The following is a 15,545-nucleotide window of genomic DNA, read 5'->3' as shown; positions in this document are numbered from 1 at the left end:
ATACTTAGATAAAATGGCTCATAATCCATATTTTAAAATTATCTCTTTTGCTCTTTTGCTTTTTAAATATTCTACAAAATCTTTGCAAATAGCAGATTTATCACAACTATCCAACTTTAAAGCAACTATTGAAATTTCACTATAAAGTTCACTTTTAACTGTTAAAATTTGTTCGATTTTATCTTTTATACTTAGCGCTTCACTCGAATTTACAAAACCAACATCAACTTCACCACTTACAACATAAGAGGCACTTTGAGGAACAGTAGCAACATACAAAAGCTTATCTTTAATATTTAAATTCAAATTACTTATAGCTTGGCTTGCTGCAAGACCATAAACTGCTTTTTTAGCATCTGGAATTGAGATTTTTTGGATATTATCTTTTTCTAAATCTTTTAAATTTGATAAATTAGTTCCTTTTTTTACTATCAAAACAAGTTTTCCACTGCCTATTTTTTCACTTTTTTTATCTTTGAATTCATTTATTTTATTAAAAAATTTTTTATCTCCAATAAGTAAAGATATATCGTGATTTAAAGCTTGTGTTGTAATTTGTCGCATGTTGCCAAAAACACTATTTATTTTATCTTTTTTATCAAAACTCTCTAAAAGCTCTAAAGTCATTTTTTTATATCCAGCACCAGCTGCAATAGTTATAGTTTCACCTGCATTTAATAAAACTATTATAGATAAAAATATTAAAATTTTTCTCATTTCTAAAATCCTTTTTTAAAAATTATTCTTATAAAATATCTTTATTTTCTTTTTCTAAAATTTTACTTATATTTAAATTAAATGCTTTTGAGCTTATCGTTACTTCATCACCTATTCTAAGCCCAAGATCACTTGCTAATGCAACTTCTGTAATTTGCTGACCAACTGAAACAGTGGCTACAAAAATTGTATCAATTTTTTCTAGATTTAAAAGTGTGCCTGAAAATGCAAATTTTTGACTTCCATTTGTTTTTAGTAGAATTTCTTTTGGAGTGCCCTTTTTAACAATTTTTCCATTTTTTAAAACAAACATATAATTTGCAAGTTTATAAATTTCATTTGGATCATGGCTTACTAAAATAGTGGTTGTTTTAAACATATCTTGAATTTTTGAAATTTCATCTTGAAGTCTAGCTCTAAGATGTGGATCAAGTGCTGAAAGCGGCTCATCAAGAAGCAAAAGCTTAGGCTTTCTCATCATTGCCCTGCCAAGTGCAACGCGTTGTTTTTGCCCTCCGCTTAAATTTGTGGGATATCTATCTTTTAAACTCATAAGACCTAGCATATCCAAAAGCTTATTGCAATGATTTATATCTTTTTCTACAAATAAAAAATTATCTTTTACGCTTAAATTTTCAAATAAGGCATAATCTTGAAAAACAAAGCCAATTCTTCTTTTTTGTGGGCTTAAAAATATCTTTTCATCTTGCCAAATTTCATCATCAACTTTTATAAAACCATTTGCCTTTTCAAGTCCAGCAAGACATCTTAAAATAGTTGTTTTACCGCTCCCACTTTCTCCGCTTAAAGATATAAAACTTCCACTTTTAAAGCTAATTTTTACGTTAAGCTCCATATTTTCATTGACACCAAAAAGCTCTTTTTTTAAACTAAACTCTATCATTTTTAGCCTTTTGATTAAACAAATACACACTTAAAAGCACCACAAAGCTCATAACTAACATTATAAAACTATAAATATGAGCTGATTTAAAATCTAAAATTTCACTAAACTCATATATGGCTATGCTAGCTACTTTAGTCTCTCCGCTCACTCCACCCCCAACCATCAAAACTATACCAAACTCTCCAATTGTGTGAGCAAAAGTAACAACTAACGCTGTTAAAAGAGATGGTTTTATATTTGGTAAAGCTACTTTAAAAAGTGTTGTGAATTTACTTTTTCCACTCAAATATGAAGCTTCGATAACATTTTTATTTAAACTTTCAAAACCACTTAAAAGTGGTTGAAACATAAAAGGAAGTGAATAAATACAACTTGCAAAAACAAGTCCCCAAAAAGTAAAAACTAACTGAATTCCAAAATGCTCATATAAAAAGCCACCTATGAGGGAATTTTTTGAAAATGCAAAGAGGATGTAAAAGCCCATAACCGTAGGTGGCAAAACTAGTGGCAACGCACAAATACTTTGAATAAGTGGTTTAAATTTACTTTTACTTTGGCTTAAATTCCAAGCAAAAGGAAGAACCACGAAAAAAAGCACTATGGTTGTGATGAAAGCTAATTTTAAAGAAACTATAAAAGGAGTAAAATCTAACCCTTGCATAATTTTATCCTTAAATTTATACTTTTAAATTTCATTAGCTCACACCACAAACATATCTGTTGCTTTTACTAAAAATGTAGCCTCATCGCCACTTTTTAAATTTAGTCTTTTAGCTGAGTTTGTAGTTATTAAACTTATTATTTCAACATTGCTACTTTTGTAAATGCCACAAATTTTAGTTAAAATTTCACCTATTTCAACCAAATTTATAGTTACTTTTATTTGATTTGAATAGCTTAAAGTATCACATTTACCAACTAAAACTGCAACAACACTTTCTTTAAAACCTATCTCAATCTCATCACCTATATCAAAATCAGCGCTTAACATTACAAGACTAAGACTTCCTATGCAAGTATCTAAAAAGAGGTGGGATAAATCCCCACACTCTTTTATCTTGGTAACTTTTGCTTTTATTTTATTCATATTCGTAGCCAAACTCGGCAAATATAGCTTTTGCTCTATCGCTTTGAATAAACTCAAAAAACTCTTTTGCCAACTTATCGCTTTCATGTCCTTTTAATAAAATCATACCTTGATCAAGTGGTGTATAAAGTGCTCTATCAACTTCTACAAAATTTTCATCTTTTTTATACTCATCTTTTCCCACCAAGCCTGATTTTGGGATGAAGCCAATATCAGCTGCACCTGAAATAACATGTGGCATAACACCTGATATACTTTGCGCATAGACAAGTTTTTTCTCTATATCATTATAAATTCTAGCATTTTCAAATGCTTCTTTTGCTGCAATTCCATAAGGTGCGGTTTTTTTATTGCCAACTGAGATTTTTTCTATACTTTTATCTTTTAAAAGATTCATAACATCGCTTAAATCTCTTTTTTTATCGCTAAATGCAACTAAAACACCTCTTGTGTAAGGAACCGCTTGGCCACTTGCACTAAAACCTTTTTCGTTTAAGTCATTTGCAAATTTCATATTTGCCGCCATAAAAATAGCATAGTCTGCACCTGCTTGAATTTTTGCACTAAGCTGACCACTACTTCCAAGATCTGCTACAACATTATCGCCTTTTCTATCTTTTAAAAACTCTGTTTTTAGCTCTTCAAAAACATAGCCGATATTTGCCGCAGCAGCTATTTTAATCTCAGCTGCACTTAAAACACAAATACTAAAAGCTAACGCTAAAAATTTTTTCATCTCTATCCTTTTTTATTAGATATTTAAATTTATAAGTAACTTTGCAAAATTAACAAACAAACCGGTTATATTTTACTCCACACCAACCATAACTTCGCTTGATTTTATAACAGCACTTGCCTCATTGCCTACTTTTAAATCAAGTTTTTTAACTGAGTTTAAAGTAATAATTCCTGTAATTATCTCGCCATCACCCAAATCAAGGCAAACCTCTGCATTAACTTCGCCTTTTTTAATTGAAACAATTTTTCCATTTAATACATTTCTAGCACTGATTTTAAGCTCACCCAAACCAAACATTATCGAGCTAGATTTAATAATGGCAAAAACTTCATCGCCTAATTTTAGATTTAGATTTAAAGCTGAATTTTTTGTGATGATAGATGTTATTTTTGCACCATTTGATAGTTTTAAAACAACTTCTTCATTAACAGCTCCAAGAGTTAAACTCTCTACTTTACATTTAAGCACATTTCTAGCACTAATTTTCATCCAAAATTCCTTTTTAAACTTAAAATTTATTTAAGTTAGTTTAGCCAAAAATATCTTAACTTTAAATTAAAATTGATTATATTTAAGTAAATTTAAACTTTTTAGATGAAATTTGAGTTAAGTTATAAAGAGATTAAAATTTTATAAATTTAACAAAATTTTAAAAAGATTATTTGATAGTTTTTTGTGAAAAGAAAAATAAAGATAGATTAATAAACATGTTTGATTGTTTATAAAGAAAGAGCAGAATTTAAAAAAGCCCCGAGATATACTCAGGGCTAAAAGCTTATCGTAAGCTAAAATTAGAACTGTACAGAGTTACCACCAACTTGATGGGTTCCAATAAGTTTTGATTTATTAAGTGCAGTTGTTAAGCCAGTAACAACTGCGTCGCTTCCACAACCTTCTGGAGTTCCTACTGTTATAGTTCCAGCAGCATTATCTATTGTTATTGCAACACAGTTTTGACCTTTTGCTTGAACATTGCCACTAGATGTTGTATTTGTCATTTGATCTATTGTTCTAGTTCCAAATCCATCTGCATGTGCTGTATATGCTGCTGTTAAATCACTAACTGCTGTTGCAACATTAGAAGCAACTTTTGAAATCTCTGCGTCATCTCTTGTAGCTGCTAGTCTTGGGATAGCAACTGCTGCTAAAATACCTAAAATTACGATCACGAAGATCAACTCAATCATTGTAAAACCTTTTTTCATGGCTTTCTCCTTAATTTTTATTTCACTTTACATACCCTTATGTAAAATGTTGAAAGAATTATAACAGATTTTTATCTTAAATGCAAATTTTAATCTAAAAGCTCCTAAATATGGTATTTTAAAATTTTTTATTTATTTGAAATTTACTAAAATTTCTAAAAATTCATAAATTTTTCAAGTGCTAAAATCTCTTTTTTATAAAAAATAGTTTGAGTATGTTTGGTGATAATAATATATGGATAGGTTTACTAAAGCCAATAAATTTGCAAATAAGCTAAAATCCACACAATAAAAGCTAAAATTTTTAAATTTCAGCTTTTAAATTTTATAAATTTATTATTTATCCAAAAAGTGATTTTAGATCTTTTACTAGGTCTTTGCTATCATCAGCTATTTGTTTGCCATTTTCAACAAGCTGAATTTCGAGTCCTGTTATCATTGAAGCTAGGCGGATATTAATACCATCTTTTCCTATAGCTTTACTTTTTTGATCGCTGTTTAAATGAACCATTGCTTTATTGCCATCTATTCTAACTGAGCTAATTATCGCAGGTGCCATAGCACGAGAGAGCATTATTTCAGGCTGGGCTGAATACTCTATAACATCAATATTTTCATTTTTTATCTCTTTGCTTACTGCATCTATTCTTACACCTTTTACGCCAACTGTTGCGCCTATTGGATCGATATTTGGAGAGATAGAAGATAGCGCTACTTTTGCTCTTCGTCCTGGAATTCTTGCACTTGCTTTTACTATAACGCTTCCATCTTGAATTTCTGGAACTTGTGATTTTAGAAGTGCTTCTAAAAATTTCGGACTTGTTCTTGAAATTTCAATTCTAACGCCTCTTTTTTTATCTATAAAAACTTTTCTTATAACTGCTCTTACAACATCACCTACTTTAAATTTTTCATCTTTTATTCTGTTTTTTCTAGGCATAAAAGCTCTTAAATCATCAAATTCTATATAAGTAGTTTCCTCATCATCTATAAAAACAACATTCCCAAAAATTAAACTATCTACTTTTTGACTATATTTTTCATAAGCTTTTTCTTCTAAAAGCTTTTCTATATGATAATTTAGCTCTTTTGCTAAATTTGCAGATGCAGTGCGGCCATAATTTTCTATATCTATTTGTGAGCTTAGCTCATCGCCTACTTCAGCACTATTATCTATCTTTTTAGCTTCACTTAATGAAACAGTGTGTGAGTCGCCTTTATACTCACTATCTGCTACTATTAAAATTTTTTGAAAAAGATCTATTTTTTTAGAAGTTTCGTTAAAAACAGCGTCATATTCGTAGTTTTCTCCAAACATTCTTTTAGCTGTATTTATAAATGCAGTTTGAACTGTTTCTTTTACATCTTTTATCTCTAAATTTTTTTCATTTGCGATTGATTCGATTATATCGCCTATTTTTTCCATATTTTTCCTTTTTTAACACTGATATTTTTTTGATTTAAATTTGAAAGGATTGTAATTATACTATTTTTACTCTTTTGTTTTGTTTAAACGAAATTTTACATAAAATTTGATATACTCACAAATTCAAAATAGTAAAGGCAAAAAGTAAAAGGAGTTAAAATGGAGTTAAAAATAGCAAGAAGCGAGCTAAGCAAAGCTCCTAATAATATATCTTTAAGTGATATTGAAAAAGAAGTCGCCAAAACAGGTCAAAGGATATTTTATTTTGATAGAGAAAACCAACACAAAGACTTAATCGCTTTAATAGAGCATTTTAAGAAAAAAAATATGAGTGCGTATCTAAGAACTGTAAAGTATGGTCTTGATGAGAATGAATTTATGTATGAGGTTCATATACTTTGAGTAAATTACTCTTTATTCAAACTCTAGGTTGTGCGATGAATGTCAGAGACTCTGAACATATCATCGCAGAACTTAAAAAAGAAGATGATTATATTTTAACAGATGATATCTCAAAAGCGGACTTAATACTTATAAATACTTGCTCAGTTAGAGAAAAGCCTGTTCATAAGCTTTTTAGCGAAGTTGGAGGATATGAAAAAGTAAAAAAAGATGGAGCTAAAATTGGAGTTTTAGGCTGTACTGCAAGTCACTTAGGCAAAGAAATTTTTAAAAGAGCTCCGTATGTTGATTTTGTTTTAGGAGCTAGAAATACATCCAAAATTACAAAAGCTATAAATTCTCCAAAATTTATAAGCACAGATATTAATTATGATGATAGCGGGTATGCCTTTGGTGAGTTTAGAAGTAGTCCTTATAAAGCTTACATTAATATAATGATAGGATGTGATAAAAAATGCACCTATTGCATCGTTCCACAAACTAGAGGCGATGAAATTTCAATACCTTTAAATTTAATCTTAAATGAGATAGAAAAAGTTGCAAACAATGGCACAAAAGAGGTATTTTTACTTGGACAAAATGTAAATAATTATGGAAAAAGATTTTCAAGCTTTCATGAAAAGATTGATTTTGGTGATTTGTTAGTAAAAATTAGCGAATTTAAGGGAATTGAGAGAATTCGCTTTACAAGCCCACATCCACTTCACATGGATGATAAATTTTTAGATGTTTTTACAAATAATGATAAAATATGCAAGTCAATGCACATGCCTTTACAAAGTGGATCAAGTGCTATTTTAAAGGCGATGAAAAGAGGATATACAAAAGAGTGGTTTTTAAATAGGGCTTTAAAACTAAGAAAAATGTGCCCTGAAGTTAATATAAGCACCGATATAATTGTGGCATATCCTGGTGAAAGCGATGCAGACTTTAATGATACAATGGAAGTTGTAAATGAAGTCAAATTTGAGCAAATTTTTTCATTTAAATTTAGTCCTCGCCCCTTAACTCCAGCTGCTAATTTACCTCTAATTGATGATGAAATAGCTAGCAAAAGACTGACTTTTTTACAAAATAGACAAAATGAAATTTTAGATAAAATAATGCAAAATCAAGTTGGAAAAACATTTGATGTGTATTTTGAAGAGCTTCGCCCAAACATGCAAGTAAGTGGTAGAAGTTTTTCAAATTTTAATGTTTTAGCTAATGGCACGGAAGAGCTTTTAGGTAAAACAAAAAAAGTTTTGATTAAATCTGCTAAAAGAATGGCTTTAGATGGCGAAATCATCTCTTAAGCTTTTTTTTATTAAATGGATAGCTTATCTTGTTATTTGGATAATCTATCTAACTTGCAAAAAAAAATTTACTCCTACAAATTTGCCCTCAAAACCTTGCGTAGTTGTTTTTTGGCATGGAAGACTTGCTATGATGAGCTTTGCTTATAGGCATTGGTGGAGTAAAGCCTTTAATAAAAAAAAGCAAGGCAAAGTTATCATTTCAGATCATAAAGATGGTGAGATTATCACTCAAATAATATCAAAATTTGGAATTGGTGCTATTAGAGGAAGTAGTTCAAAAGGCGGGGCAAGAGCTTTAATAAATGCTTTTAAAGAGATAAGAAATGGAATTGATGTTATCATAACTCCAGATGGACCAAGAGGTCCAAAATACAGTGTTGCCGATGGCGCGGTCATTATAGCTCAAAAACAGCACCTTGAAATTTATGCCCTTAATTATGAAGCTAGTAGATTTTGGCAGTTTAAAAGCTGGGATGAGATGATACTTCCAAAACCGTTTTCAACTATATATTATAGTCTAAGCAAGCCTTTTAGCGTAGAAAATTTAGAACTTGATGCGGCAAAAGAAAAGATTAAAAATGAGCTTTTTAAGCTAGCTGGAAAGTAAAAAAATTTTGATATAATACGTAAAAAAGGAGAATTTATGGATATAGTTATAAAAAATGGTGATGAAGCTTTTTTAAATGCCTTAAAAGCTATTGCAAAACTTTACCCAAAAGTTGAAATAAAACAAATCTCCTATGAAGATAAAATTCTCTCTATCCATAAAAAAACCATTAAAGACTATAAAGCTGGAAATATAAAAGCTTACGATAATATAAAAGATTTAAGAGCCTCACTTGATGAAATATAAAATCATCTACTCTAAAAATTTTAAAACATCTTTTAAAAAATTAACCGCGCAACAAAAAGATTTGATAATAAATTTATTAGAAAAACTAGCAAAAGATGAAACTTTAGATAAAAAATATAAAGACCACCAGTTAAAAGGAAAACTAAAAAATTTTAGAGATTGCCATATAATGCCAGATTTAGTTTTAATATATAAAAAAGATTATGATATTTTGATTTTAGAAGCTATCGATATAGGAAAACATTCAAAATTATTTTAAATACTTAGTGTTTTAAGTGTATAATTTTAAACTAATAAATTTTAACTTATTGTATAGGCAATCATATAAAAATTTAAAATTAATAAAATTTATTATTGCCAAGTATTTACCTATTTTAAATATAATTTTATTTAAGTAATAAAATCATATTTGAACTTCCTTTGACTTCTAAGAAAAATTTTCTTAGAAGTTTTTATTTACCAAAACCTTGTTTTTTAGGCTCTTTGGTTAACACTTAGCAACAAAATAGCTACAAAATGGCAAATTTAAAATAACTTTAAGCAAATATTTCAAATTTTTATGCTACTATTACACCTAACAATTTATTTTAATTGAAAAAAGGAGTTCTAAATGAAACTAGTTAAACTTAGTTTAATCGCCGCAATGGCAACAGGTATTATGGCTACTACTGCTTCAGCTGCTCCACTAGATGAAGTTATTAAAGATGTAGATGCAAGTGGAATGCTAAGAATGAGATATACTCACGATAGTCATAAAGATGCTGATAAAAACAAAGATGGAAATGGTAATTGGAATTTTAAAAGCACTCTTAATCTAAAAACAAAAATTGACGATAACTTCTTTGCAGTTGCAGGCATAAGATACAATGATACTGATAGAGCAGAGTCAAGAAGTGGGAAAAAAATAAATCAGAAAGGATTTGATTTAAATAGAGCATACTTTGGATATGCGGTAGGCAATACTGTTGTTCAAGTTGGTCGTCAAGATGTTGGAGCATTCTTCACAGATGATATGTTTGGTGATGGTATAAAAGTTCTAAATAGCGATATTGAGGGCTTAACTCTTGCTGCTTTATGGATGGATGCTTTGGAAAATGATAGTGATATTAAAACATTTGATGATGAAGACGTTAGTAAACTAATAAAAGATAGCACTGGAAAAAATACAACTGATCACAATCTTTATGGTGTTGCAGCTCTTGGTAGTTATGACCCAGTAAGTTTCCAGGTATGGTATGCTATACTTGAAGATGTAACTGATCTTTTTGCGGTTGAATTTGCTTTCTCATTTGATGTTAGTGATGATGTAAATCTTAATGCAAAATTACAATATGGTTTCTCTGATTTTGATAGCTCTTTCAAAAGAGATGTACCTGCTGTTGATGATGCGGATTTTTATGGTGCTGAGCTTGGAACAAAACTATTTGGTGCAGATTTATCAGCTGGATATGTTGATTTCTCAACAGATAAAGATAAAGTATCTTTAGTATCTTTTGAAGATAGTGGTAAATTTATAAAACCAGGTGAAGAACTATTTGACTATACTCTATTTGAAGGCAAAAATCACTACTGGTTTGTAACAGCTGGATATACTATCCCAGATACTGGCCTAAGAATCGGTGCTGACTATCTTGATGGTAAAAATAAAGTCGTTGACGAAAAAACAGACATGAAAGAGGTTGTTGGTAGAATTGAATACGCTCACTCAGATAAACTTAAATTCCAAACATGGTATTCACATGTAAAACAGGGTGATGATAAAAATGATAAAGTTAGATTTGAGGCTAAATATTCATTCTAATCTTTCTTATCCAAGTGAGAGCTTAAAGCTCTCACTTTTTATAAATTCTTAACTTAAATTTTAGGAAAATCTATGAAAAAACTACTTAAACTTTCATTTTTAGCATGTCTTTTTATCTCTTTTTGTGAAGCAAGTGATGAAACCTATATATTTGAAGCAAAAGGTGAGTTTGCAAAAGAATTAAAAGCTTTAGTTGAAAAACATTCTAAAGATGAAGGCGTTGAAGTTAATGTCTATAATACCACTCCAAATGTTGGCGATAGTAGATTTTTAGGTATTGGGATTAATAAAAACATTGATTATTCCACTGAGCAAGGTAAAAAAATATATGATAAAAAATGCCTTGAATGCCATGGTGAAAAAGGTGATAGAAGATCTTACGCTGGAGCAAAAAAACTATCTAAAATGAGTGGAAAAGAGATTTATTACTCATTTCAAGCATACTATAGTGATTCTAGCCATGGAAAAGCTGGAAGAGTTATAATGCAACCAATCGCTGCCTCAACATCAAGCGAGGAGCTAGGTTATATCATAGCTTATTTAAAAGGCGAGGATGATTTTATATTTAAAAATAAAGCTATGGAAAATACCAATATTTCAAGAAATCCAACAAACCAAGGAACTTATCTAAAATAAGTTTCTATTATAAAAGCTTAAATTTAATGTTTTATAATTTTACTTTAACTGTTTTGTCTATCTGAAAATTTATTAATTCTCACTCAAACTAGTGCTTTGTGTTACGCTGGACATTTAAACATTTGTATCTGATTTTTAAACTGTATAATAGTAATTTTTATTTAATTATTTAGCTATTTATGGAAAATATTTTAATTTTCCTCAACCTTAGGATCTCCAAAAAGTCTAGTTAACTCTTTTAAATTTTTAGTCTCTTTATCTTCTTTAAAGTTATTTGAATTTTTTAGTTCATTCAATAAAGATTTATTTTTTTCTTCTAAATTTTGCGAGTTCAAACTATTTTTTAATTTACTAAATTTTTTTAAATTTGCAAGATCTTTATTAAACTCATCATCAAGGTTTGAATTATTAAAGCTATCGTTATTCCTCTGCAAGTCTTTATTTTCTAAGTTTTGTGTTTTATAATAATTTTTATTTAAATTATCCTCTTTTTTTATAGACAAATCTTTATTAAAACTTTCCGCGGCTGTATTAGAATTTTGATTTATAGTTTTAGAATCTTTATTTTGTAAGTTTTGCTCATTTTCTAACTTAGAAATTTTTATTCTACTATCTTTATTAAAGGTTTTTCTTAAAATTTCCATTATAACTTTTGATGATTTTCTTAAAAACTCACTATCAGACTCATCACCAAACGATGTTATGAATAAAGTATTATCTTTAAAATCATTAAATTTAACGCTTCTTTTAAAGCATTCACCAAGCTCATAGTTTCTATCATAGATATTTGCCAAATACTCATCATATGGGGTTTTTGTTGTTTTTATTTCTGATATTAAGTCTTTTTTATCTTTTTCTAAATTTTTTGAGTCTTTTAAAATATTGTCTTGTTCTTTGTTTGAAACTTCATTCATAATATCATCTATGCTTTTTAAACCCATTGACTCTATCATTAAAAACAAAGTCATGGCCATGGTAAATCCATTATCACTTCCCATGTTTAGCATAGTTTTAGCTTCACTTAAAACTCTAAAAAACCTCTCGTACATAAAAACATTAAATTTTGGATCTTTGCTTAAAAATTTATCTTTTAAATTTAAGGTAAGCTGATCAATTATCGAATCTGCCTCATAACTACTTAGCTCATCAAGTATGCTTACAACACCTTCCCTATCTCTTTTTAAGACAATGTTTAGAATTTCATCTATTTTTACAGGATCTACAAGCCCAAGCATAGAAGCAACTTCTTTTGCATTAACACTACCATTTGTAAAGCTTATACTTTGATCAAGTAAGGTTATACTATCTCTTAAAGAGCCTTCCCCACTTCTTGCAATTATTTTCAAAGCCTCATCCTCAAAAGTGATATTTTCTTTATTTAAAATATTTGCTAGATGATTTATCACTAAATTTTGAGGAATTGGCTTAAATCTAAAATGCTGAGTCCTTGATAAAATCGTAGCTGGAAGTTTTAATGGATCAGTTGTAGCAAGAATAAATTTAATATGCTCAAGTGGCTCTTCCAAAGTCTTTAGAAACGCATTAAATGCCTCTTTTGTAAGCATATGTACCTCATCAATGATAAATACTTTATAGCGTGAAATTGATGGGTATGTTTTTGTGCGCTCAATAAGCTCTCTAATATCGTCTATTTTTCTTCTACTTGCTGCATCCATTTCTATAATGTCAATATGAGCGTTTTCATTTGCCATTTTACAACTATCGCAAACTTCACAAGGATGACTTGTAGGACCATTTTTACAAAGCATAGATTTTGCTAAAATTCTAGCACTACTTGTTTTTCCACTTCCTCTAAGCCCGCTAAAAAGATAAGCATTTGCCAAACGCTTACTATCAAGTGCATTTGAAAGACTTCTTGAAACTGCTTCTTGACCTATAAGCTCATCAAAATTTTTAGGACGATACTTTAAAGATAAAACTTGATACATGTATTTTACTTTAAGTTAAATTTAACTTTTACACTAGCGCCAACTGAGATTACACCATCTAAATTTCCAAAACTATCAGCAGCATTTAGACTTTTTGCATTCATAAAATAGTTTTGCGAATTTGCACCAAGCTCTTCAACTTCTATAATTTCACCTAATTCTTTATTTGAAGCTTCGGCTAGCTTTAAAGCCTTTTGCATAGCCAAATTTAAAGCTTCTTTTAAAGCTTTATTTTCATAGGTTTTTATCTCATTGTTTTCATAACTTATATTGATATTTGAAATTCCTGCACTTATCAATGCATCTATTAGCGAGTGAGTTTTATTTATATCATTTATACTAATTCTTGCATTTTTAGATACAGAGTAAATTTTGCCGGCAACTTCGCCATTTTTGCTATATTTATCTCGTGAGCTTATAAAAGCTCTTTGTATTTGAATGCTGCTTTTTGAAATGTTTTGTTCTTTTAATAAATCATTAGTTTTTTTTGTGATTTTATCATTTTTTTCTTTTACACTTAGCAAATTTCCACCATCTGAGTAGATATCTAAATTTAAAACTGCTCTATTTGGCGAAAGAGTTAAATTTGAGTTTCCATAAACTGTTACAAAACCATCAGCCAAAACAAAATTTAACAAAACAAACATTAAAAATAAAACTTTTTTCACTTCAAATTCCTTTTTTTACTCATTCATTATAGATAAAAGCTCTTCATTGTTTTTAGTTGTAAGCATTTTTGAATATAGAAATTTAAGTGCCTCTACATCATCCATTGTTCCAATTGCTGAACGCAAAGCCCAAACTTTTTGAAGCATATCAGGAGTTTGTAAAAGTTCTTCTTTTCTAGTGCTTGATTTTAAGATGTTAATTGCTGGGTAAATTCTTCTTTCGCTTATATTTCTATCAAGTAAAATTTCACTATTTCCAGTTCCTTTAAACTCTTCAAATATAACCTCATCCATTTTTGAACCAGTATCAATTAAAGCAGTTGCTACTATTGTAAGACTTCCGCCCTCTTCTATGTTTCTAGCTGCTCCAAAAAATCTTTTTGGTTTGTGAAGTGCGTTTGCATCAACACCACCACTTAATACTTTTCCACTACTTGGAGTAACTGTGTTATAAGCTCTTGCAAGACGAGTTATGCTATCAAGTAAAATTACAACATCTTTTCCCATTTCAACAGCTCTTTTAGCCTTTTCTATAACAAGCTCACTAACTCTTACGTGATTTATTGCCGGTTCATCAAATGTTGAGCTAAATACTTCGCCTTTTACTGAGCGTTGCATATCAGTAACTTCTTCTGGTCTTTCATCAACTAACAACACCAAAAGCTCAACCTCAGGATGATTTTTAGCAATTCCATGAGCTAGTTCTTTCATAAGTTCAGTTTTACCACTTTTTGGAGGAGCTACTATAAGTCCTCTTTGACCTTTGCCAATTGGAGTAAAAAGATCAAGCACTCTTCCAGTTAGTTTCATTGCATCATATTCAAGTTTGAGCTGCTTTGTAGGAAAAAGTGGGGTTAAGTTATCAAAGAGTGGTCTTTGTCTAGCTTCTGCTATTGTTTTATAGTTTATCGCTTCTATTTTTAGAAGTGCATAATATTTCTCTTGATCTTTTGGCTCTCTAACCTGACCTGTTACGATATCCCCAACACGAAGAGCAAATTTTCTAATTTGGCTAAGGCTTACATACGCATCATTTACGCTATCGCTTAAATTTGCATCAATTCCTCTTAAAAAGCCATATCCTTCACTTGTAATTTCCAAAATTCCAGTAAATAAAATAAACCCACCCTGCTTTGTTTGTGTTTTTAAAATTTCAAAAATAAGTTCTTGTTTTCTAAATTCTCTTGGATTTTCTATACCCATTTCAGTTGCCATTTGAGCCAAAGATTCAATATCCATTATCCTTAAATCTTCTATTTTATGCCCATCAACAGGTATATGTGTTCGCGTGTGCTGTTTTTTATTATTAGTATTATTTTCCATCTGTCCTTCTTTAAAATCAGAATATAAATTTATGTAGATTTTCAATATAATTGAAGTTTGCATTTTTTACAATGCAAGGTTTATTTTAGTCAAATTTAACTTAATACTTTCTTTATAGGCTTTAAAAAGGCTTTGCTTAAAGACCTAAATAAAACAAAAAAGTAACACTTAGTGAAAATATAAATCTAGTTTGAAGTGGAATTTTAACATCGCTTGATAGAAAAAATTTTATATCATCTTTTAATTCACCTTTTGAAATTTTTGCACAAAAATAAGCTTTGCATAAACTATCAAAAAGATATAAGAAATAAAGTGTTATTAAAATAGGACTTTTTAAATTTAAGCAAAAAATACAAAAACTCAAAAATAAAAAATTAAACTGAGTTATTAAAAATAAAAATGGAGATTTTCGCCATTTTTTAGCATAGCTTAAAATCAAGCCTTGTAAATTCTCGCTTTTGTTTAAAAAAATATCAAAACATTCAAAAATAAAAAATATGATTGCTAAACTTTTCATAAATTTACCTCTTTATA

Annotated in this window: 19 protein-coding genes; 7 read left to right on the top strand and 12 right to left on the bottom strand. The window is 29.4% G+C overall.

The window, feature by feature from the left end; genetic code table 11:
* Window positions 1-18 precede the first annotated feature (18 nt).
* From modA (CURT_RS00910) to nusA, 8 genes are all read right to left on the bottom strand, one after another.
* A complete protein-coding gene (modA, locus tag CURT_RS00910) occupies window positions 19-717 on the bottom strand; it encodes a molybdate ABC transporter substrate-binding protein (RefSeq protein ID WP_018712575.1) in 699 nt (232 codons plus the stop codon).
* Window positions 718-745: 28 nt separating this feature from the next.
* Window positions 746-1,621 carry a sulfate/molybdate ABC transporter ATP-binding protein gene (locus CURT_RS00905; protein WP_018712576.1) on the bottom strand — a complete coding sequence of 292 codons (876 nt, stop codon included), beginning with the start codon at window positions 1,619-1,621 and terminating at the stop codon, window positions 746-748.
* Complete coding sequence (gene modB, locus CURT_RS00900; RefSeq protein WP_018712577.1) at window positions 1,608-2,285, bottom strand: molybdate ABC transporter permease subunit; 678 nt, start codon at window positions 2,283-2,285, stop codon at window positions 1,608-1,610. Before modB ends, CURT_RS00905 begins: the two co-directional genes overlap by 14 nt.
* 39 nt (window positions 2,286-2,324) lie before the next feature.
* Complete coding sequence (locus tag CURT_RS00895; protein ID WP_018712578.1) at window positions 2,325-2,711, bottom strand: TOBE domain-containing protein; 387 nt, start codon at window positions 2,709-2,711, stop codon at window positions 2,325-2,327.
* Window positions 2,704-3,447, bottom strand: a complete 744-nt coding sequence (gene modA / locus CURT_RS00890) for a molybdate ABC transporter substrate-binding protein (RefSeq protein ID WP_018712579.1) — start codon at window positions 3,445-3,447, stop codon at window positions 2,704-2,706. The genes CURT_RS00895 and modA (CURT_RS00890) overlap by 8 nt, the downstream gene beginning before the upstream one ends.
* Window positions 3,448-3,519: 72 nt before the next feature.
* The gene (locus CURT_RS00885; RefSeq protein ID WP_018712580.1) at window positions 3,520-3,939 is read right to left on the bottom strand and encodes a TOBE domain-containing protein; all 420 of its coding nucleotides are present in this window, start codon (window positions 3,937-3,939) and stop codon (window positions 3,520-3,522) included.
* A gap of 302 nt (window positions 3,940-4,241) precedes the next feature.
* Window positions 4,242-4,655: a type II secretion system protein gene (locus CURT_RS00880; protein ID WP_115651867.1), complete on the bottom strand. Its 414-nt coding sequence runs from the start codon at window positions 4,653-4,655 to the stop codon at window positions 4,242-4,244.
* A gap of 340 nt (window positions 4,656-4,995) precedes the next feature.
* Window positions 4,996-6,081: a transcription termination factor NusA gene (gene nusA / locus CURT_RS00875; RefSeq protein ID WP_018712582.1), complete on the bottom strand. Its 1,086-nt coding sequence runs from the start codon at window positions 6,079-6,081 to the stop codon at window positions 4,996-4,998.
* Between the two features lie 159 nt (window positions 6,082-6,240).
* On the opposite strand from nusA, the gene CURT_RS00870 reads away from it, so the two are divergent.
* The 7 genes from CURT_RS00870 to CURT_RS00840 all read left to right on the top strand — a co-directional run bounded on the left by CURT_RS00870 (window position 6,241) and on the right by CURT_RS00840 (window position 11,071).
* Window positions 6,241-6,483: an HP0268 family nuclease gene (locus tag CURT_RS00870; RefSeq protein ID WP_016646130.1), complete on the top strand. Its 243-nt coding sequence runs from the start codon at window positions 6,241-6,243 to the stop codon at window positions 6,481-6,483.
* Window positions 6,480-7,778, top strand: a complete 1,299-nt coding sequence (gene miaB / locus CURT_RS00865; protein WP_026320292.1) for a tRNA (N6-isopentenyl adenosine(37)-C2)-methylthiotransferase MiaB — start codon at window positions 6,480-6,482, stop codon at window positions 7,776-7,778. Before CURT_RS00870 ends, miaB begins: the two co-directional genes overlap by 4 nt.
* Window positions 7,759-8,388 carry a lysophospholipid acyltransferase family protein gene (locus CURT_RS00860; RefSeq protein WP_018712584.1) on the top strand — a complete coding sequence of 210 codons (630 nt, stop codon included), beginning with the start codon at window positions 7,759-7,761 and terminating at the stop codon, window positions 8,386-8,388. Before miaB ends, CURT_RS00860 begins: the two co-directional genes overlap by 20 nt.
* A gap of 36 nt (window positions 8,389-8,424) precedes the next feature.
* Entirely contained in the window at window positions 8,425-8,634 is a 210-nt protein-coding gene (locus CURT_RS00855; RefSeq protein ID WP_018712585.1) for a hypothetical protein, read from the top strand.
* On the top strand, window positions 8,624-8,893 hold the full coding sequence (locus CURT_RS00850; RefSeq protein WP_018712586.1) for a type II toxin-antitoxin system RelE/ParE family toxin: 270 nt from the start codon (window positions 8,624-8,626) through the stop codon (window positions 8,891-8,893). The genes CURT_RS00855 and CURT_RS00850 overlap by 11 nt, the downstream gene beginning before the upstream one ends.
* Before the next feature lie 351 nt (window positions 8,894-9,244).
* A complete protein-coding gene (locus tag CURT_RS00845) occupies window positions 9,245-10,435 on the top strand; it encodes a major outer membrane protein (RefSeq protein WP_018712587.1) in 1,191 nt (396 codons plus the stop codon).
* Between the two features lie 72 nt (window positions 10,436-10,507).
* Window positions 10,508-11,071, top strand: a complete 564-nt coding sequence (locus tag CURT_RS00840; protein WP_018712588.1) for a c-type cytochrome — start codon at window positions 10,508-10,510, stop codon at window positions 11,069-11,071.
* A 191-nt stretch (window positions 11,072-11,262) separates the two neighbouring features.
* Here CURT_RS00840 and CURT_RS00835 read toward each other — a convergent pair whose 3' ends face one another.
* The 4 genes from CURT_RS00835 to CURT_RS00820 form a co-directional block, all read right to left on the bottom strand.
* On the bottom strand, window positions 11,263-13,020 hold the full coding sequence (locus tag CURT_RS00835; RefSeq protein ID WP_018712589.1) for a DNA polymerase III subunit gamma/tau: 1,758 nt from the start codon (window positions 13,018-13,020) through the stop codon (window positions 11,263-11,265).
* A gap of 5 nt (window positions 13,021-13,025) precedes the next feature.
* The gene (locus CURT_RS00830; protein ID WP_018712590.1) at window positions 13,026-13,688 is read right to left on the bottom strand and encodes an SIMPL domain-containing protein; all 663 of its coding nucleotides are present in this window, start codon (window positions 13,686-13,688) and stop codon (window positions 13,026-13,028) included.
* Between the two features lie 15 nt (window positions 13,689-13,703).
* The gene (gene rho / locus CURT_RS00825) at window positions 13,704-15,011 is read right to left on the bottom strand and encodes a transcription termination factor Rho (protein WP_018712591.1); all 1,308 of its coding nucleotides are present in this window, start codon (window positions 15,009-15,011) and stop codon (window positions 13,704-13,706) included.
* 136 nt (window positions 15,012-15,147) lie between these two features.
* Window positions 15,148-15,528, bottom strand: a complete 381-nt coding sequence (locus CURT_RS00820) for a hypothetical protein (RefSeq protein WP_018712592.1) — start codon at window positions 15,526-15,528, stop codon at window positions 15,148-15,150.
* Between the last annotated feature and the right edge of the window lie 17 nt (window positions 15,529-15,545).

This window comes from Campylobacter ureolyticus (genome assembly GCF_013372225.1).
GTDB lineage: Bacteria > Campylobacterota > Campylobacteria > Campylobacterales > Campylobacteraceae > Campylobacter_B > Campylobacter_B ureolyticus.
The sequence above is the reverse complement of the archived record's forward strand: the minus strand, read 5'-3'. Positions and strand labels throughout refer to the sequence as shown.

Excerpts from the sequence above, each read along its gene's own strand:
- modA (WP_018712575.1), bottom strand. The coding sequence starts at position 717 with ATGAGAAAAATTTTAATATTTTTATCTATAATAGTTTTATTAAATGCA.
- CURT_RS00905 (WP_018712576.1), bottom strand. The coding sequence starts at position 1,621 with ATGATAGAGTTTAGTTTAAAAAAAGAGCTTTTTGGTGTCAATGAAAAT.
- modB (WP_018712577.1), bottom strand. The coding sequence starts at position 2,285 with ATGCAAGGGTTAGATTTTACTCCTTTTATAGTTTCTTTAAAATTAGCT.
- CURT_RS00895 (WP_018712578.1), bottom strand. The coding sequence starts at position 2,711 with ATGAATAAAATAAAAGCAAAAGTTACCAAGATAAAAGAGTGTGGGGAT.
- modA (WP_018712579.1), bottom strand. The coding sequence starts at position 3,447 with ATGAAAAAATTTTTAGCGTTAGCTTTTAGTATTTGTGTTTTAAGTGCA.
- CURT_RS00885 (WP_018712580.1), bottom strand. The coding sequence starts at position 3,939 with ATGAAAATTAGTGCTAGAAATGTGCTTAAATGTAAAGTAGAGAGTTTA.
- CURT_RS00880 (WP_115651867.1), bottom strand. The coding sequence starts at position 4,655 with ATGAAAAAAGGTTTTACAATGATTGAGTTGATCTTCGTGATCGTAATT.
- nusA (WP_018712582.1), bottom strand. The coding sequence starts at position 6,081 with ATGGAAAAAATAGGCGATATAATCGAATCAATCGCAAATGAAAAAAAT.
- CURT_RS00870 (WP_016646130.1), top strand. The coding sequence starts at position 6,241 with ATGGAGTTAAAAATAGCAAGAAGCGAGCTAAGCAAAGCTCCTAATAAT.
- CURT_RS00860 (WP_018712584.1), top strand. The coding sequence starts at position 7,759 with ATGGCGAAATCATCTCTTAAGCTTTTTTTTATTAAATGGATAGCTTAT.
- CURT_RS00855 (WP_018712585.1), top strand. The coding sequence starts at position 8,425 with ATGGATATAGTTATAAAAAATGGTGATGAAGCTTTTTTAAATGCCTTA.
- CURT_RS00850 (WP_018712586.1), top strand. The coding sequence starts at position 8,624 with ATGAAATATAAAATCATCTACTCTAAAAATTTTAAAACATCTTTTAAA.
- CURT_RS00845 (WP_018712587.1), top strand. The coding sequence starts at position 9,245 with ATGAAACTAGTTAAACTTAGTTTAATCGCCGCAATGGCAACAGGTATT.
- CURT_RS00840 (WP_018712588.1), top strand. The coding sequence starts at position 10,508 with ATGAAAAAACTACTTAAACTTTCATTTTTAGCATGTCTTTTTATCTCT.
- CURT_RS00835 (WP_018712589.1), bottom strand. The coding sequence starts at position 13,020 with ATGTATCAAGTTTTATCTTTAAAGTATCGTCCTAAAAATTTTGATGAG.
- rho (WP_018712591.1), bottom strand. The coding sequence starts at position 15,011 with ATGGAAAATAATACTAATAATAAAAAACAGCACACGCGAACACATATA.
- CURT_RS00820 (WP_018712592.1), bottom strand. The coding sequence starts at position 15,528 with ATGAAAAGTTTAGCAATCATATTTTTTATTTTTGAATGTTTTGATATT.